The organism is Curtobacterium sp. MCPF17_018, from assembly GCF_003234135.1.
Taxonomy (GTDB): Bacteria; Actinomycetota; Actinomycetes; order Actinomycetales; family Microbacteriaceae; genus Curtobacterium; species Curtobacterium flaccumfaciens.
In genome coordinates this window covers 78643-92315 of sequence record NZ_QKSJ01000002.1, presented here as the reverse complement: position 1 = coordinate 92315, position 13673 = coordinate 78643, and the positions used below count along the sequence as shown (strand labels likewise).

Annotated in this window: 16 protein-coding genes; 9 read left to right on the top strand and 7 right to left on the bottom strand. The window is 71.2% G+C overall.

The genetic code is table 11. The features are described from left to right. The first annotated feature begins 171 nt into the window (after nt 1-171). Entirely contained in the window at nt 172-1512 is a 1341-nt protein-coding gene (gene aspS, locus DEJ27_RS03005; protein ID WP_111090278.1) for an aspartate--tRNA(Asn) ligase, read from the top strand. A 117-nt stretch (nt 1513-1629) separates the two neighbouring features. Here the strand turns inward: aspS and DEJ27_RS03000 are convergent, their stop codons facing one another. The 5 genes from DEJ27_RS03000 to DEJ27_RS02980 all read right to left on the bottom strand — a co-directional run bounded on the left by DEJ27_RS03000 (nt 1630) and on the right by DEJ27_RS02980 (nt 3338). After that, a complete protein-coding gene (locus DEJ27_RS03000) occupies nt 1630-1923 on the bottom strand; it encodes a Dabb family protein (RefSeq protein WP_110861582.1) in 294 nt (97 codons plus the stop codon). Beyond that, nucleotides 1920-2174: a glutaredoxin family protein gene (locus DEJ27_RS02995; protein WP_071247435.1), complete on the bottom strand. Its 255-nt coding sequence runs from the start codon at nt 2172-2174 to the stop codon at nt 1920-1922. Before DEJ27_RS02995 ends, DEJ27_RS03000 begins: the two co-directional genes overlap by 4 nt. An 87-nt stretch (nt 2175-2261) precedes the next feature. Beyond that, nucleotides 2262-2360, bottom strand: a complete 99-nt coding sequence (locus DEJ27_RS02990) for a 30S ribosomal protein bS22 (protein ID WP_003792170.1) — start codon at nt 2358-2360, stop codon at nt 2262-2264. Nucleotides 2361-2469: 109 nt separating this feature from the next. Next, complete coding sequence (locus tag DEJ27_RS02985; protein WP_017888579.1) at nt 2470-2664, bottom strand: helix-turn-helix domain-containing protein; 195 nt, start codon at nt 2662-2664, stop codon at nt 2470-2472. 158 nt (nt 2665-2822) lie between these two features. After that, nucleotides 2823-3338 carry a helix-turn-helix transcriptional regulator gene (locus DEJ27_RS02980; RefSeq protein WP_111090277.1) on the bottom strand — a complete coding sequence of 172 codons (516 nt, stop codon included), beginning with the start codon at nt 3336-3338 and terminating at the stop codon, nt 2823-2825. Between the two features lie 74 nt (nt 3339-3412). Here DEJ27_RS02980 and DEJ27_RS02975 point away from each other — a divergent pair, with 74 nt between their 5' ends. Beyond that, nucleotides 3413-4846, top strand: coding sequence for a TrkH family potassium uptake protein (locus DEJ27_RS02975; RefSeq protein WP_111090276.1), 1434 nt, complete (start codon nt 3413-3415; stop codon nt 4844-4846). Further along, nucleotides 4839-5534 carry a TrkA family potassium uptake protein gene (locus DEJ27_RS02970; RefSeq protein ID WP_216852501.1) on the top strand — a complete coding sequence of 232 codons (696 nt, stop codon included), beginning with the start codon at nt 4839-4841 and terminating at the stop codon, nt 5532-5534. Before DEJ27_RS02975 ends, DEJ27_RS02970 begins: the two co-directional genes overlap by 8 nt. Before the next feature lie 87 nt (nt 5535-5621). Here DEJ27_RS02970 and proC read toward each other — a convergent pair whose 3' ends face one another. Beyond that, entirely contained in the window at nt 5622-6452 is an 831-nt protein-coding gene (gene proC, locus DEJ27_RS02965) for a pyrroline-5-carboxylate reductase (RefSeq protein WP_111090275.1), read from the bottom strand. Between the two features lie 64 nt (nt 6453-6516). Between proC and DEJ27_RS02960 the strand changes: the two genes are divergently transcribed. Further along, the gene (locus DEJ27_RS02960) at nt 6517-7473 is read left to right on the top strand and encodes a cation diffusion facilitator family transporter (protein WP_111090274.1); all 957 of its coding nucleotides are present in this window, start codon (nt 6517-6519) and stop codon (nt 7471-7473) included. Here DEJ27_RS02960 and DEJ27_RS02955 read toward each other — a convergent pair. Continuing rightward, a complete protein-coding gene (locus DEJ27_RS02955) occupies nt 7454-7888 on the bottom strand; it encodes a nucleoside deaminase (protein ID WP_071247896.1) in 435 nt (144 codons plus the stop codon). The two genes, DEJ27_RS02960 and DEJ27_RS02955, sit on opposite strands and share 20 nt — an antisense overlap. A gap of 76 nt (nt 7889-7964) precedes the next feature. Here DEJ27_RS02955 and upp point away from each other — a divergent pair, with 76 nt between their 5' ends. From upp to DEJ27_RS02930, 5 genes are all read left to right on the top strand, one after another. Next, complete coding sequence (gene upp / locus DEJ27_RS02950; RefSeq protein ID WP_027466329.1) at nt 7965-8600, top strand: uracil phosphoribosyltransferase; 636 nt, start codon at nt 7965-7967, stop codon at nt 8598-8600. A 693-nt stretch (nt 8601-9293) separates the two neighbouring features. Continuing rightward, on the top strand, nt 9294-10061 hold the full coding sequence (locus DEJ27_RS02945) for a winged helix-turn-helix domain-containing protein (RefSeq protein WP_111090273.1): 768 nt from the start codon (nt 9294-9296) through the stop codon (nt 10059-10061). A 258-nt stretch (nt 10062-10319) separates the two neighbouring features. Continuing rightward, the gene (locus tag DEJ27_RS02940) at nt 10320-10832 is read left to right on the top strand and encodes a MarR family winged helix-turn-helix transcriptional regulator (protein ID WP_181430073.1); all 513 of its coding nucleotides are present in this window, start codon (nt 10320-10322) and stop codon (nt 10830-10832) included. Beyond that, nucleotides 10829-12178 (top strand): deoxyribodipyrimidine photo-lyase, encoded by a 1350-nt coding sequence (locus DEJ27_RS02935; RefSeq protein ID WP_111090271.1) that lies wholly within the window; start codon nt 10829-10831, stop codon nt 12176-12178. The genes DEJ27_RS02940 and DEJ27_RS02935 overlap by 4 nt, the downstream gene beginning before the upstream one ends. After that, the gene (locus DEJ27_RS02930; protein ID WP_181430072.1) at nt 12175-13647 is read left to right on the top strand and encodes a serine hydrolase; all 1473 of its coding nucleotides are present in this window, start codon (nt 12175-12177) and stop codon (nt 13645-13647) included. The genes DEJ27_RS02935 and DEJ27_RS02930 overlap by 4 nt, the downstream gene beginning before the upstream one ends. Nucleotides 13648-13673: the final 26 nt, after the last annotated feature.

Below are 13673 nucleotides of genomic sequence, written 5' to 3'. Positions count from 1 at the left end.
CCGGTCCCCCTCTCGTCCCGCGACCCGGCCACGTCGAGAACGCTACGGAGTCCACGCGCGCCGCCACGGGCCTCCCGGCATTCGGTGGAGAACACCGGACGCAGGCGGCCCTGTGGAGGAAGGAACCCTGCCGCCCACGCCCCCGGACGCAGGCGGTTAGACTCGACCACCGTGATCGAACGCACCCGCATCGCCGACCTGGCAGCCCTCCCCGACGGTCCCGTCTCCGTGGCCGGATGGGTCGAGACCGTCCGAGACCAGAAGAAGGTGCAGTTCGTCGTGCTGCGCGACGAGACCGGCGCCGTCCAGCTCGTGAACCCGGCGACGCGCGAGGCCGAGGACGGCGACGACGCCGCACAGTCCGCCCTCGCGACCACCAACGAGATCTCCGGCCTGGCGCACGGCACCTTCGTGCACGTCACCGGCACGCTGAAGCACGACGAGCGCGTGAAGCTCGGTGGGCTCGAGGTCAAGATCGGTGCGCTGCAGGTGGTGAGCGCCGCGATCCCGGAGACCCCGATTGCCGACGACTCGTCGCTCGACAAGCGTCTCGACTGGCGCTTCCTCGACCTGCGCAACCGCAAGCAGAACCTGATCTTCCGCATCCAGACGACCCTGGAGCACGCGTTCCGCACGTACTGGGTCGACCGCGACTACATCGAGATCCACACGCCGAAGCTGATGGCGTCGGCGTCCGAGTCGCGCGCCGAGCTGTTCCAGCTCGAGTACTTCGAGACGACCGCCTACCTGGCGCAGTCCCCCCAGAACTTCAAGCAGATGGCGCAGCCGGCCGGCTTCGGCGCCGTGTTCGAGATCGCCGACGCCTTCCGCGCCGACCCCTCGTTCACGAGTCGCCACGCCACCGAGTTCACCAGCGTCGACGCCGAGTTCTCGTGGATCGAGTCCCACGAGGACGTCATGGCGATGCACGAAGAGGTCCTGGTCGCGGGCATCACCGCCGTCAAGGAGAAGTACGGCAAGGACATCGCCGAGGTCTTCGGCTTCGAGCTGCAGGTCCCCGCGACGCCGTTCCCCCGCGTGACCCTGGCCGAGGCGCGCAAGATCGTCGCCGACAGCGGCTACGACGTCGTCCGCGCCGACGGTGACCTGGACCCCGAGGGCGAGCGCCGCGTCGCCGCCTGGGCGAAGGAGCACCACGGCTCCGAGTTCGTGTTCGTCACCGAGTACGACGCGTCGATCCGGCCGTACTACCACATGCGCAAGCCCGGCGACCCGTCGGTCACGAACAGCTACGACCTCATCTTCAACGGCGCCGAGATCTCCACGGGTGCCCAGCGTGAGCACCGCGTCGACGTGCTCGAGGCGCAGGCCGTCGAGAAGGGCCTCGACCCGGAGGAGCTCGGCTGGTACCTCGACTTCTTCCGCTACGGCGTCCCGCCGCACGGCGGCTTCGGCATGGGCCTCGCCCGCGTGCTGATGCTCATGCTCGGTGAGCCGTCGATCCGCGAGGTCACGTACCTGTTCCGTGGCCCGACGCGCCTGACCCCGTAGGTCCCGCGCTGCGCGGCGCCCGCCGCGCGCACCTGGTGAGCAGCAATGGTCGCCTCCCGATGCGGGAGGCGACCATTGCTGCTCACGAAGCGACGAGCGCCGGACGGGAGGCCCGGCTCAGCTCTGCCAGTCGATGGCGGCCCGTGCCGTGACCAGTTCGCGGATCTCCGCTGCCGCGGCCTGGTGCTCCGGGTGCACCTGGTACGCATCGAGCCCGGCGAGGTCGTCGAAGGTGGCGACCACCGCGACGTCGTGGTTCTTGTCCGGGTACGCGACGTTCTCGACGACCTCGAGCGAGCGGATCGACTCGACGGTGCCGACCAGACCGGTCAGGAGTTCGCGGATGCGGGCGATCGACGCGGTGCGGTCGAGGTCCGCACGCAGGGACCAGGAGACGACGTGGGAAATCATGCGCGGGCCTCGGCCTTCTCGAGCGCACGTGCGAGCCGGTCGGCGTCGACGTGCCAGTTGCTGTGGACGCGCCCGTCGATCAGCACGACCGGGATGTCCTCCGCGTACTCCTGGCGGAGGGCATCGTCGTCGAGGATCGAGCGTTCCTGCAGGGTGACCCCCGGGTGGTCGGCGACGACGCGTTCGACCACGGGTCGGGCGTCATCGCAGAGGTGGCATCCGGGCTTCGTCAGGAACGTCACTGCGGGCATGGTCCCAGCGTAGTCCGGGAACGCGAAAGCCCCGGCGAACCGGGGCTTCTCGTGCAGGTCCTCCGACCTGCGCAGACCTGTGAGGGTCTACTTCTTGTTGCGGCGCTGGTGACGCGTCTTGCGAAGGAGCTTGCGGTGCTTCTTCTTCGCCATGCGCTTACGACGCTTCTTGATGACAGAACCCATGTGGACCTCGCTCGGACTGATGCTGATGTACGGACACCGGGCCGAAGAGACCGCGGAAAATCAACCTGCCCGAGTCTACCGGCTGCCCGCTGTGATGTCGAACGCGTGCTCAGCCGACGTCCGCCACGCCACCGCGCAACACGTCGGCGACGGCCGACTCGGGGACGCGGAAGGAGCGGCCGAAGCGGATGGCGGGGAGCTCCCCGGCGTGCACCATCCGGTACACGGTCATCTTCGAGACGCGCATCATCTCGGCGACCTCAGCGACGGTGAGGAAGCGCACGTCGTCGAAACTGCCGGTCATGGTCCGCCTTCGGGGCTCGCACGCGCGCTGCGCACGGGAGTGGTGTGACCTGTGTGGTCAGTGGCAACTGTAGAGGCGCGTGCGACCCGGTGTCCAGGATCAGTCGCGCCGCGTGCACCCGGCCTGTGCTGCGTCCTCACCAGGCCACGTGCGCAGAGTCAGTCCTCGTCGCCCCGGCGGGTGAAGCGCTTGCGGCTGCGGTCGACGACGCGCTCCCAGCCCTGCTGTGCCCCGGAGATCGCCGCGGTGGCCCGGTACGACGCCTCGGCCATCACACGGCCGAGTTCGGTGCCCACCTCGACGGTCGCCTTGCCGGCCGCGCCGTTCCGGCGGATCGACACCGGTTGGCCGTCCGGCGTCCACGCCGTGGTGGCCGGGGTGCCGTCGGCGTCGACCGCGCCCGTGAACGGCAGGACCCAGTCCTCCAGGCTCACGAGCGGCTCCGGGTCGAGCCGGTAGTAGCGGTGCTGCCCTTCTTCGCGACTGGTGACGAGACCGATGTCGCGCAGGACACGCAGGTGCTTCGACACCGTGGGCTGGCTGACCCCGAGGCGTTCGACGAGCTGGCCGACGCTGAGCTCCCCGCCGGTGACGTCCGAACCGTAGGCGGACAACAGCGTGCCGAGCAGCTCGCGCCGGGTCGGGTCCGCCACGACGGAGAAGATGTCGGCCATGGGGCAAGGCTAGCCGGGGCACCACGGATGTACCATGACGAACCGTCCCGGCCCATGTCCTCGGAGGCATACGCATGCTCGACCGAACCGAGCCGATCCCGCACCACGTGAGTGTCGGCCGACGGCGAGCGAGCCGGATCGCGACGGTGCTGCGCTCGTCGCCGTCCCGACTGGCGATCGTCGTGTTCATCGCGCTGATCTTCCTGTTCACGGTGCTCTTCATGACGCCGTGGGCCACGGTGGACCGCAGCAGCACCCACTTCGCGGACGCCCTCTTCACCGCGGCCTCGGTGGTCTGCGTCACCGGCTTGTCCACGGTCGACATGGCGACGCACTGGTCGGTGTTCGGCAAGGTCCTGGTGGTCATCGGCACGCAGATCGGCGCGGTCGGTGTGCTGACCTTCGCGTCGATCCTCGGCCTGTTCGTTACCCGGAAGCTCGGCCTGCGCGCGAAGCTCATGGCGGCGGGCGACTCGAACCCGCTCCGCACCCACCACGGCGCCGTGCCCGAGGGACAGGCCGTCCGGCTCGGCGAGGTCGGCACCCTGCTCGCGACCGTGGCGGTGAGCACGCTGTCGATCGAGATCGTCCTCGGCCTGCTGCTCCTGCCGTCGGTGCTCATCGCCGGCATCCCGTTCTGGACCGCGGTCGGCGACTCCTTCTACTACGCGGCGATGGCCTTCACGAACACCGGGTTCGCCCCGAACGCCGACGGCCTCGACCCGTTCGCCCACGACTACTGGTTCCTGTCACTCCTGATGGTCGGCGTCGTGGCCGGGTCCATCGGGTTCCCGGTGATCCGTGCCCTGACGAAGCAGCTGCGCACCCCGCGGCGCTGGCCGATCCACGTCAAGCTCACCCTGGCGACGAGCGCGGTTCTGCTCCTCGGCGGCGCGGCCGTCTACATCGCGCTCGAGGCGTCGAACCCGACGACCTTCGGCGAGGAGGGCGCCGGGCGCACCGCGTTCCAGGCGCTCTTCCTGTCGACGATGACCCGCTCGGGAGGCTTCTCGCTCGTCGACTTCGACCAGCTCAACGGCTCGAGCCTGCTCGTGACCGACATGCTCATGTTCATCGGAGGCGGATCCGCCTCGACGGCCGGCGGCATCAAGGTGACGACCCTCGCGGTGCTGTTCCTGGCCGCGGTCGCCGAGGCGCGCGGCCGCCAGAGCATGGAGGCCTTCGGTCGCCGGATCCCGAGCGACGTCCTGCGGGTCGCGGTGGCCATCGTGCTCTGGGGAGCGACGATCGTGGCCGTCGCGACCGTGGTGCTCCTGCAGATCACCGACGACTCGCTCGACCGTGTGCTGTTCGAGGTGATCTCGGCGTTCTCGACCAGCGGTCTGTCCTCCGGCGTGTCCGCGAACCTGCCGGAATCGGGCAAGTACGTGCTCGCCGCCACCATGTTCCTCGGCCGGGTCGGTACAGTGACCATCGCCGCTGCCCTGGCCGCCAGCCAGAGCCGGCAACTGTTCCGCCGTCCCGAGGAGAGGCCGATCGTTGGCTGACCGCACCCGTTCGTCGCACCAGCACGGTGCCATCAGTCACGACGCTCCCGTCCTCGTCATCGGGCTCGGTCGCTTCGGGGCCGCCACCGCCGGGCAGCTCGAACGCCAGGACCGCGAGGTGCTCGTCGTCGACACCGACGCCGGACTGGTGCAGAAGTGGTCCGACCGGGTCACCCACGCGGTGCAGGCGGACGCGACCGACATCGACGCGCTCCGGCAGATCGGCGCGCAGGACTTCGCCATCGCCGTCGTCGGCACGGGCAGCGACCTGGAATCGAGCGTGCTCATCACGGCGAACCTGGTCGATCTCGGCGTCCCGCAGATCTGGGCGAAGGCGATCAGCCGCTCACACGGCACGATCCTGTCCCGCATCGGCGCCAACCACGTCGTCTACCCCGAGCGTGAGGCCGGCGAGCGCACGGCGCACCTGGTGTCCGGCCGGATGCTCGACTTCATCGAGTTCGACGACGACTTCGCCGTGGTCAAGATGTTCCCGCCGCGCGCGGTCCGCGGCAAGGACCTCGCCACCACCGTGATCCGCACGCGCTTCGGCCTGACCGTGCTCGGCATCAAGCCGCCCGGCAACCCGTTCGTGCCGGCGACGCCGGACAGCGTCATCGGCGAGGACGACGTCATCATCGTCTCGGGTTCCGAGACCGACCTGGAGCGCTTCGCCGCGTACGAGTAGCGACCGCAGGACGGACGGGAGGCCCGTGGCGGTGTCGCCCCGGGCCTCCCGTCCGCACTGTGGCTGCGTCCACGACGCGGTGTGCGTCTACGACGCGGCGATCTCCTCGGCACGCGCGATCGCGGCACGCGACGCACGCAGCAGCGTGTCCGCCAGGTCGGCGTCCTGCAGCACCGCGACTGCCCGCTCCGTCGTGCCCTTCGGGCTCGTCACCGCACGGCGCAGGTCGGCGGGCTCACGGCCCGACCGCTCGAGCAGCTCGACCGCGCCGCGGACGGTGCCCTGCACCATCGTCGCCGCCTGCTCGTGGGTGAACCCGAGCTCCTCGGCGGCACGCTGCCACTGCTCGACCAGCAGGAAGACGTAGGCGGGACCGGAGCCGGACACGGCGGACAGTGCGTCGAGCTGCGCCTCCGGCACCTCGATGACCTCGCCCGAGGCGGCGAACACCGACGACGCCAGTGCGACGGCCTCGGCGTCGGCCGAGGTGCCCGCGCTGATGCCGGTGACGCCGTGGCCGACGCCGATCGGGGTGTTCGGCAGGGCACGGACGACCCGGACGCCGGCGGGCACCCGAGCCTCCATGCTCGCGGTGGTGGTGCCGACGGCGACGCTGACCAGGACGGCACCGGGCTCCAGGTCGTCGGCGACCTTGTCGAGCAGGTCCGCGATCATGTACGGCTTCACGCCGACCACGACGAGGGCCGCGCCACGGACGGCCGCCCGGTTGGCGTCGGGGTCGGTGTCGCTCGCGGTGGCGTCGAGGCCGCGCTCCCGGTGGGCAGCAGCGGACGCCTCCGACTTCGTGGTGAGGGTCACGGTGGCCGGGTCGAGTCCCGCGGCGAGCAGGCCGTCGAGGACCGCGCCGGACATGGAGCCGACGCCGAGCAGGGCGGTGCGGGGCAGGTCGATCGTCATGCTCCCGACCCTACCGACGCGACCCGCCTAGGATCGTGTCGCAGACCACGAGAAGGGGACAGCTGTGAGCGCTTCCGGAGGCACGAAGGCGATCTTCGCCGCACTCGGTGCCAACATCGGCATCGCGATCGTGAAGTTCATCGCGGCGGCGATCAGCGGATCGGCGTCGATGCTGGCCGAGGGCGTGCACTCCCTGGCCGACTCCGCGAACCAGCTCCTGCTGCTGCTCGGTGGCCGCAAGGCCCGGCGAGCGGCGGACCAGGAGCACCCCTTCGGCTACGGGCGTGAACGCTACGTGTACGCGTTCGTCGTCTCCATCATCCTGTTCTCGGTCGGCGGTGTCTTCTCGCTCTACGAGGGCATCGAGAAGCTCGCCCACCCGCGCCCGCTCGAGAACTGGTGGCTCCCCCTCGTCGTGCTCGTCATCGCCATCGGTCTCGAGGGCTTCTCGCTCCGCACCGCCCTGCACGAGGCCCGACCGCAGAAGGGTTCGCAGAGCTGGGTGCAGTTCGTGCGCCGTGCGAAGGCCCCCGAGCTGCCCGTCGTGATGCTCGAGGACACCGCGGCCCTGCTCGGCCTGGTCTTCGCCCTGTTCGGCGTCGGCCTGACGGCGATCACCGGCAACGGGGTGTTCGACGCGATCGGCACGATGCTCATCGCGGCGCTGCTCATCGCGGTCGCGGTGGTGCTCGGCATCGAGACGAAGAGCCTGCTTGTCGGCGAGGGCGCGACCGCCGCCGACGTCGAGCGCATCAAGCAGGCGGTGCTCGACGGCCCCGAGGTCGACGCGATCATCCACCTGAAGACCCTGTACCTCGGACCGGACGAGCTGATGGTCGGCGTGAAGGTCGCCGTCGACGGGGACCGCCGGCTCGGTGACGTCGCCGCCGGCATCGACACCGTCGAGCAGCGTGTCCGGAGCGCCGTGCCGATCGCCCGGGTGATCTACGTCGAACCCGACGTCCTGCGCACCGGGCCGCAGCCGCCGACCGAGGCGATCGTCATCCTCGCCGCGGACTGAAGAAGTCGTCGAGCAGCTCGGCACACGCCTGCTCGAGCACGCCCCCGATGACCTCGGAGCGGTGCGGCAGCCGGCGGTCCCTGGCGATGTCGTAGACGCTGCCGCTGGCGCCCGCCTTCGGGTCCCACGCGCCGAACACGACACGGGGCACCCGTGCGGCCATGACGGCGCCGGCGCACATCGGGCAGGGCTCGAGCGTCACGACGAGCGTGTGCTCCTCGAGGTGCCAGTCCCCCGTCACCGCCGCAGCAGCACGCAGCGCCAGGACCTCGGCGTGGGCCGTCGGGTCCTGCCGCGCCTCGCGCTCGTTCCGGCCGGTGGCGACCACGACGCCGTCGCGGTCGAGCACCACCGCGCCGACCGGTACGTCGTCGGTCTCCAGGCACCGTCGGGCCTCGTCGAGCGCACGCTCCATCGCCGGGACGAACGGGCGGGCTGCGGGCTCCTCCACGGGACCTCCTGACGGTCGGCGGCACGCTAGGCTCGACCCTATGCGAGTCCACGTCGCCGACCACCCGCTCATCACCCACAAGCTCTCGGTGCTCCGCGACCGTACGACGCCCTCCCCCACGTTCCGCGCCCTGACCGAGGAGCTCGTCACGCTCCTCGCGTACGAGGCCACGCGGGGTGTCCGGGTCACGGCGACGCCGATCGACACGCCGGTGGCGCACACCATGGGCGTCGCGATCGCCAAGCCGCGGCCGCTCGTCGTCCCGATCCTCCGCGCCGGGCTCGGCATGCTCGAGGGCATGGTCAAGCTCGTCCCGACGGCAGAGGTCGGCTTCCTCGGCATGGCCCGCAACGAGCAGACGCTCGAGCCGCAGACCTACGCCGAGCGCCTGCCCGACGACCTGTCCGGTCGGCAGTGCTTCGTGCTCGACCCGATGCTCGCCACCGGTGGCACCCTCGCCGCCGCGATCGACTTCCTGTTCGCCCGCGGTGCGCAGGAGGTCACGTGCGTGTGCATCCTCGGTGCCCCCGAGGGGCTCGCCATGGTCGAGCAGGCCGTCGGCGACCGCAACGTCTCGATCGTCCTCGGTGCGCTCGACGAGAAGCTCGACGAGAACGGGTACATCGTCCCGGGCCTCGGCGACGCCGGCGACCGGCTCTACGGCCTGGCCGAGTAGCGACCACCCACGGACAGGAGGCGCGGTGCCGGTCGGCACCGCGCCTCCTGTCGTCCGTGCGGTCACGCCCACCGCACCGTCCGTTCCGGGCGTACCAGGTCGATTCGGGCGTACCTGCCCGTTCCGGGCGTACCAGGTCGATTCGGGCGTACCAGGTCGATTCGGGCGTACCAGGTCGGTTCTTTCCACCCGGTACGCCCGATTCCACTTCCCATCGCGTGCGCAATGGGAAAGAACGGGCGTGGCGCTCGACGCCCGTGCGGTCGCGCCCACCGCACCGTCCGCGCGGACGGTTGACACCGCGTTGGTATACCGCAGATACTCGTCACATGACTGCAACCGTGTCCACCCGCGTCCTCTCCGAGGCGTGCTCCTCCGCAGGGGCAGTGGGGACCGTCGGCGCGATGATGCCGACCATGCCGGTCATGCGTTGTCGAATGTGTGCCTGATCGGCACCCGTTCCAGCCGGATCCCCCGCGACACCACCCCCGTCGCGAGCGAGTGATCCCCCGGGCGACGGACACCGTCGGCGACGCGCACCACGTCACGAGGTCTGTCTCCCGTTCCCCCGGGTCGGCCCCGGTCCGCAGCAGGACCGCAGGGCACATCGGCGTACCGCCGTACCCGGGATGACGCATTCGACACCGGCCGCCGCGCCACCCGCGCACCGGCCACACCGCCCGGAGAACCACCATGTCGCTCACCATCGCCCAGCCCCGCACCTCGCTCCGCACCGCACCGGCCCCGACCGACCTCGGCACCGTGACGCCGATCCGCCCGCGCCCGGCCTCCCCGGCAGCCACCGGACCGGCCGCCGTGCCGACGAGCCCCGTGGTCGCGCCGCAGCGGAACCGCGCGCTCCCCGAGGGCACCGAGGCCCGCGGCTTCGCCCTGTACGTCGGCATCGACGAAGCGAAGGCCGCCGCCGCCGGCACGACCCTGGCCGCGGTGGTCGAGCAGCTGAAGGCCCTCACCGCGCAGCTCGTCCCGTCGTCCGAGACGTACGCGGCCGTCGCCGTCGCCGCCGAGCACTCCGGTGGCCGTGACGTCGACGTCGTCCGCCTCGCCCTGCAGGACCGCTCCGCGGTGGCCGCCCGCAAGCAGGCCGAGAAGCCCGAGCCCGAGGAGACCGGTGTCGTCATCGACATCTCGCGGAAGCGCGTGACCCTCGACGGCGAAGCAGCACCCCTGACCTACAAGGAGTTCGAGCTCCTGCAGTTCCTGGTCCTCCGCGAGGGCCAGACCGTCGACCGCTCCGCGATCATCGAAGGCCTTTGGTCGGACGGCGAGGACGAGACCCCGAACGAGCGCACCATCGACGTGCACGTGCGTCGGCTCCGCTCGAAGCTCGGCGCGTTCGAGGAGATCGTCCGCACCGTGCGGGGCGTCGGCTACCGCTTCGACCGGCACGCGGACGTCGCCGTGCGGTACGCGTCGACCCCGTCGCCCGACCTCTTCTGAGCCTCATCGACTGCTCTTGGTGAACTCGCAGCGAACCGGCCACGGAGAGGCTGGCGCGCCGTTACCGCTTCGTTATACAGTCGGTGGTGCAGACGGTGTTTGCTGTGGCACCGCCTGCGGAATGTGATTGCAGGAAACTCTTGGTGCAAGGGAGAGGGCCGGTCGCCGACAGGCGGCCGGCCCTCGTGCATGTCGCCCGGCTCCTGTCCGGCTCCGTCGGTAGTGTGGTCAGACCGTACGACCGGAGGGAACGCGAACGTGAGCGAGACACGCCGCAGTGAGAAGGCGACCGCCGTCGCCGCCTGGGAAGCGCTCTTCCGCGCCCAGGTCGCCGTGATGCGGAGTCTCAACGCGGACTTTCCCGGCGACGAGATCTCCTTCAACGAGTACGACGTCTGCTTCAACCTGTCGACCCAGCCCGGACGCCGCTGCCGGATGCGCGACCTCACCGGGCACCTGCTCCTCACCCAGCCGAGCGTCAGCCGCCTGGTCGACCGACTCCTCGCCCGCGGCATCGTCGAGAAGCAGCCGGACCCCACCGACGCCCGCGGCGTGATCGTGGCGCTGACCCCGCACGGCTTCGACGTCTACCGCCAGGTCGCCGTGCAGCACGCGGCGAGCATCGCGCAGCAGGTCGGTGCGGGACTGTCCGACCCCGAACTTCGCACCCTCACCGAACTCTGCACGAAGCTCCGGCTGGCGGTCGGCACCGCACCGGGCCGGCGGTCGACGGCTCGCCCGGTGGCCGCTCCGGATACGGCGACGGTGTGACCGGCGCGATCGTCTGGCTCCGTGACGACCTGCGGCTGTCGGACAACCCCGCACTCCGTGCGGCGATCGACCACGGTGGTGCCGTCACGGTGGTGGTCGTCCTCGACGAGCAGTCCCCCGGGCTCCGTCCGATCGGTGCCGCGAGCCGCTGGTGGCTGCACCACTCCCTGAGCGCCCTCGACGCCGACCTGCGCGAGCGGGGTTCCCGGCTGGTCCTCCGGCGCGGTGCCGCGGCGACGGTCATCGACCAGCTCGTCGCCGACACCGGGGCGGAGGCCGTGTACTGGAACCGCCGGTACGGCGCCGTCGAGCGGGACATCGACGCCGGCATCAAGGCGGCCCTGCACGACCGTGGTGTCGAGGCACACAGCTTCGCGGCGAACCTGCTCTGGGAACCGTGGACCGTGCTCACCGGGCAGGGCGAGCCGTACAAGGTCTTCACCCCGTTCTGGAACGCCGTCCAGGCACTGCCCGAACCGCGCCACCCCCTGCCCGACCCCGACGACCTGCCGGCTGCGGCCGACGTCACCGGTGATGCTCTGGCCGACTGGGCACTGCTGCCGACGAAGCCCGACTGGGCCGGCGGGCTCCGTGACGCCTGGACCCCGGGTGAGCAGGGCGCCCGGCAGCAGCTCGAGCACTTCGTCGAGCACGCGCTCGAGGACTACGACCAGCGCGACGAGCCCGCGATGGAAGCCACCAGCAGCCTCTCCCCGTTCCTGCGGTGGGGCGAGATCAGCCCGTACCAGGTGTGGCACCGCCTGCACGAGCGGCTCGAGCCCGCGCAGCGCCAGAACGCCGCCGCGTTCCTCCGCCAGCTGGCCTGGCGGGAGTTCAACTGGAACGAGTACTTCCACTGCGACGACATCGCCACCGTCAACGTCCGTCGGAACTTCGACGCGTTCCCGTGGCGCGACCCGGAAGCGGCCGAGCTCGACCGCTGGCGGCAGGGTCTGACCGGCTTCGACCTGGTGGACGCGGGCATGCGCGAGCTCTGGCACAGCGGCGCCATGCACAACCGGGTGCGGCTGGCCGCCGGGAGCTTCCTCGTGAAGAACCTGCTCGTCGACTGGCGTGTCGGGGAGCAGTGGTTCTGGGACACCCTGGTCGACGCCGACCCCGCCAACAACGCGGCGAACTGGCAGTGGGTCGCGGGCTCCGGCTTCGACGCCGCCCCCTACTTCCGGGTCTTCAACCCCGACCGGCAACTCGAGCGCTTCGACCCGCACCGCGAGTACGTCCACCGCTGGGTCCCCGCGGACGAGCTCCGGCCCGAGCCGATGGTGGACCTGAAGGCGTCGCGGCAGCGGGCGCTCGACGCCTACGAACGGATGCGGCGCTCGTGACCGGGTCGCACCCCGCGGTCGCCGCCGTCGTCGACCAGGTCGACGAGGTGTTCCGCGCTCGTGTCGAACAGGGCATCGCACCGAGCAGCGTGTGGGGCGTGTTCGACCGCTCCGGGCTCGTCGCGTCCGGTGGGCACGGCGACCGCGGGGACGGCCGACGGCCGGACGCCGACACCGTCTACCGCATCGCCTCCTGCACCAAGAGCGTCACCGCCGCGACCCTGCTGACCCTCGTCGCACGGGGTGCGCTCGACCTCGACGCGCCCATCACCGACTTCGTGCCGGCGTTCGGCGCCGTCACCCTGCCGACCCCGGACTCCCCCGTCCCCACGGTGCGGATGCTGCTGACGATGTCGGCGGGGTTCCCCACCGACGATCCCTGGGCCGACCGGCAGGAGTCGATCTCGGACGCCGAGCTGGACGAGGTCCTGCGCGGCGGCCTGCTGTTCGACTCGCTGCCCGGCACCCGCTTCGCCTACTCGAACCTCGGCTACGCGCTGCTCGGCCGGGTCGTCGCCGTCGTGACGGGGCAGCCCTTCACCGCGGCCGCCGGCGAGACCGTCCTCCGTCCCCTCGGGCTCACCGACACGGTGTTCAGCGCCGACGACTCCACCGGGTTCGTCGTCACCGGTGCCCGAGGCCACCAGGGTGGTTGGGAACCCCTGCCGATGACGGGCCCCGGCGCGTTCTCGTCGATCGGCGGGCTCTTCTCGACCGTCCGCGACCTGGCGCGCTGGGCGACCCACCTCGGTTCGGCGTTCTCCGCAGCGCCGGAACCCGGCCCGGTCTCCCCCGCCGACCGCCGGCTCATGCAGCAGGCGATGCGGGTCGTCCCGTCGTCCGTCGTCCCGGGTTCGGCTCGCGCGACGGCCTACGGCTTCGGACTGTTCGTCGAGCAGGACGACCGCTTCGGCGAGCTCGTCTCGCACTCCGGCGGTTACCCGGGCTTCTCCGCGCACATGCGGTGGTCCGTGCGCGACGGCCTCGGGGTCGTCGCGTTCGAGAACGCGACGCAGGCCAAGGTGTCCGCGGCCGCGCAGCAGGCGCACGACCTCGTGCTCGACGCGGCGCTGACGGCTCGGACACCCAGCCCATCGGAAGCCGGCACCGACGTGGCCGGAGCGACCAGCGGGGTGGCGGCGACCACCCGCGCGACGCGCGTCGCCCAGGCCGCCGTGACGCGCCTCCTGGCCGACTGGCGCGACGACCTGGCGGACACGATCTGCACGCCGAACGTGGCCATGGACGTGCCCTACGACCGCCGACGGCGGGCGGTGGCACAGGCCGTCGCGGACGTCGGCGCCGACCTCGGTGCAGCACCGGTGTCCGAGTACTCGGCGGCGCCGTCGCACCTGCGCTGGTGGCTCCCCGGCACCTGCGGACGACTGCGCGTCGAGATCCGGCTCGCGCCCGCCGCCGCGGGGCGTGTCCAAACCCTGAACGTCGTCGCCGAACCGTCGGAGCGCTGACCGAGCGCTGACCCGACGGAGCGCCG

Bases quoted from the DNA above. Each gene is read 5' to 3' on its own strand.
- DEJ27_RS03000 (WP_110861582.1), bottom strand. From the start codon at position 1,923: ATGATTTCCCACGTCGTCTCCTGGTCCCTGCGTGCGGACCTCGACCGC.
- DEJ27_RS02995 (WP_071247435.1), bottom strand. From the start codon at position 2,174: ATGCCCGCAGTGACGTTCCTGACGAAGCCCGGATGCCACCTCTGCGAT.
- DEJ27_RS02990 (WP_003792170.1), bottom strand. From the start codon at position 2,360: ATGGGTTCTGTCATCAAGAAGCGTCGTAAGCGCATGGCGAAGAAGAAG.
- DEJ27_RS02985 (WP_017888579.1), bottom strand. From the start codon at position 2,664: ATGACCGGCAGTTTCGACGACGTGCGCTTCCTCACCGTCGCTGAGGTC.
- DEJ27_RS02980 (WP_111090277.1), bottom strand. From the start codon at position 3,338: ATGGCCGACATCTTCTCCGTCGTGGCGGACCCGACCCGGCGCGAGCTG.
- DEJ27_RS02975 (WP_111090276.1), top strand. From the start codon at position 3,413: ATGCTCGACCGAACCGAGCCGATCCCGCACCACGTGAGTGTCGGCCGA.
- proC (WP_111090275.1), bottom strand. From the start codon at position 6,452: ATGACGATCGACCTGCCCCGCACCGCCCTGCTCGGCGTCGGCTCCATG.
- DEJ27_RS02955 (WP_071247896.1), bottom strand. From the start codon at position 7,888: ATGGAGCGTGCGCTCGACGAGGCCCGACGGTGCCTGGAGACCGACGAC.
- upp (WP_027466329.1), top strand. From the start codon at position 7,965: ATGCGAGTCCACGTCGCCGACCACCCGCTCATCACCCACAAGCTCTCG.
- DEJ27_RS02945 (WP_111090273.1), top strand. From the start codon at position 9,294: ATGTCGCTCACCATCGCCCAGCCCCGCACCTCGCTCCGCACCGCACCG.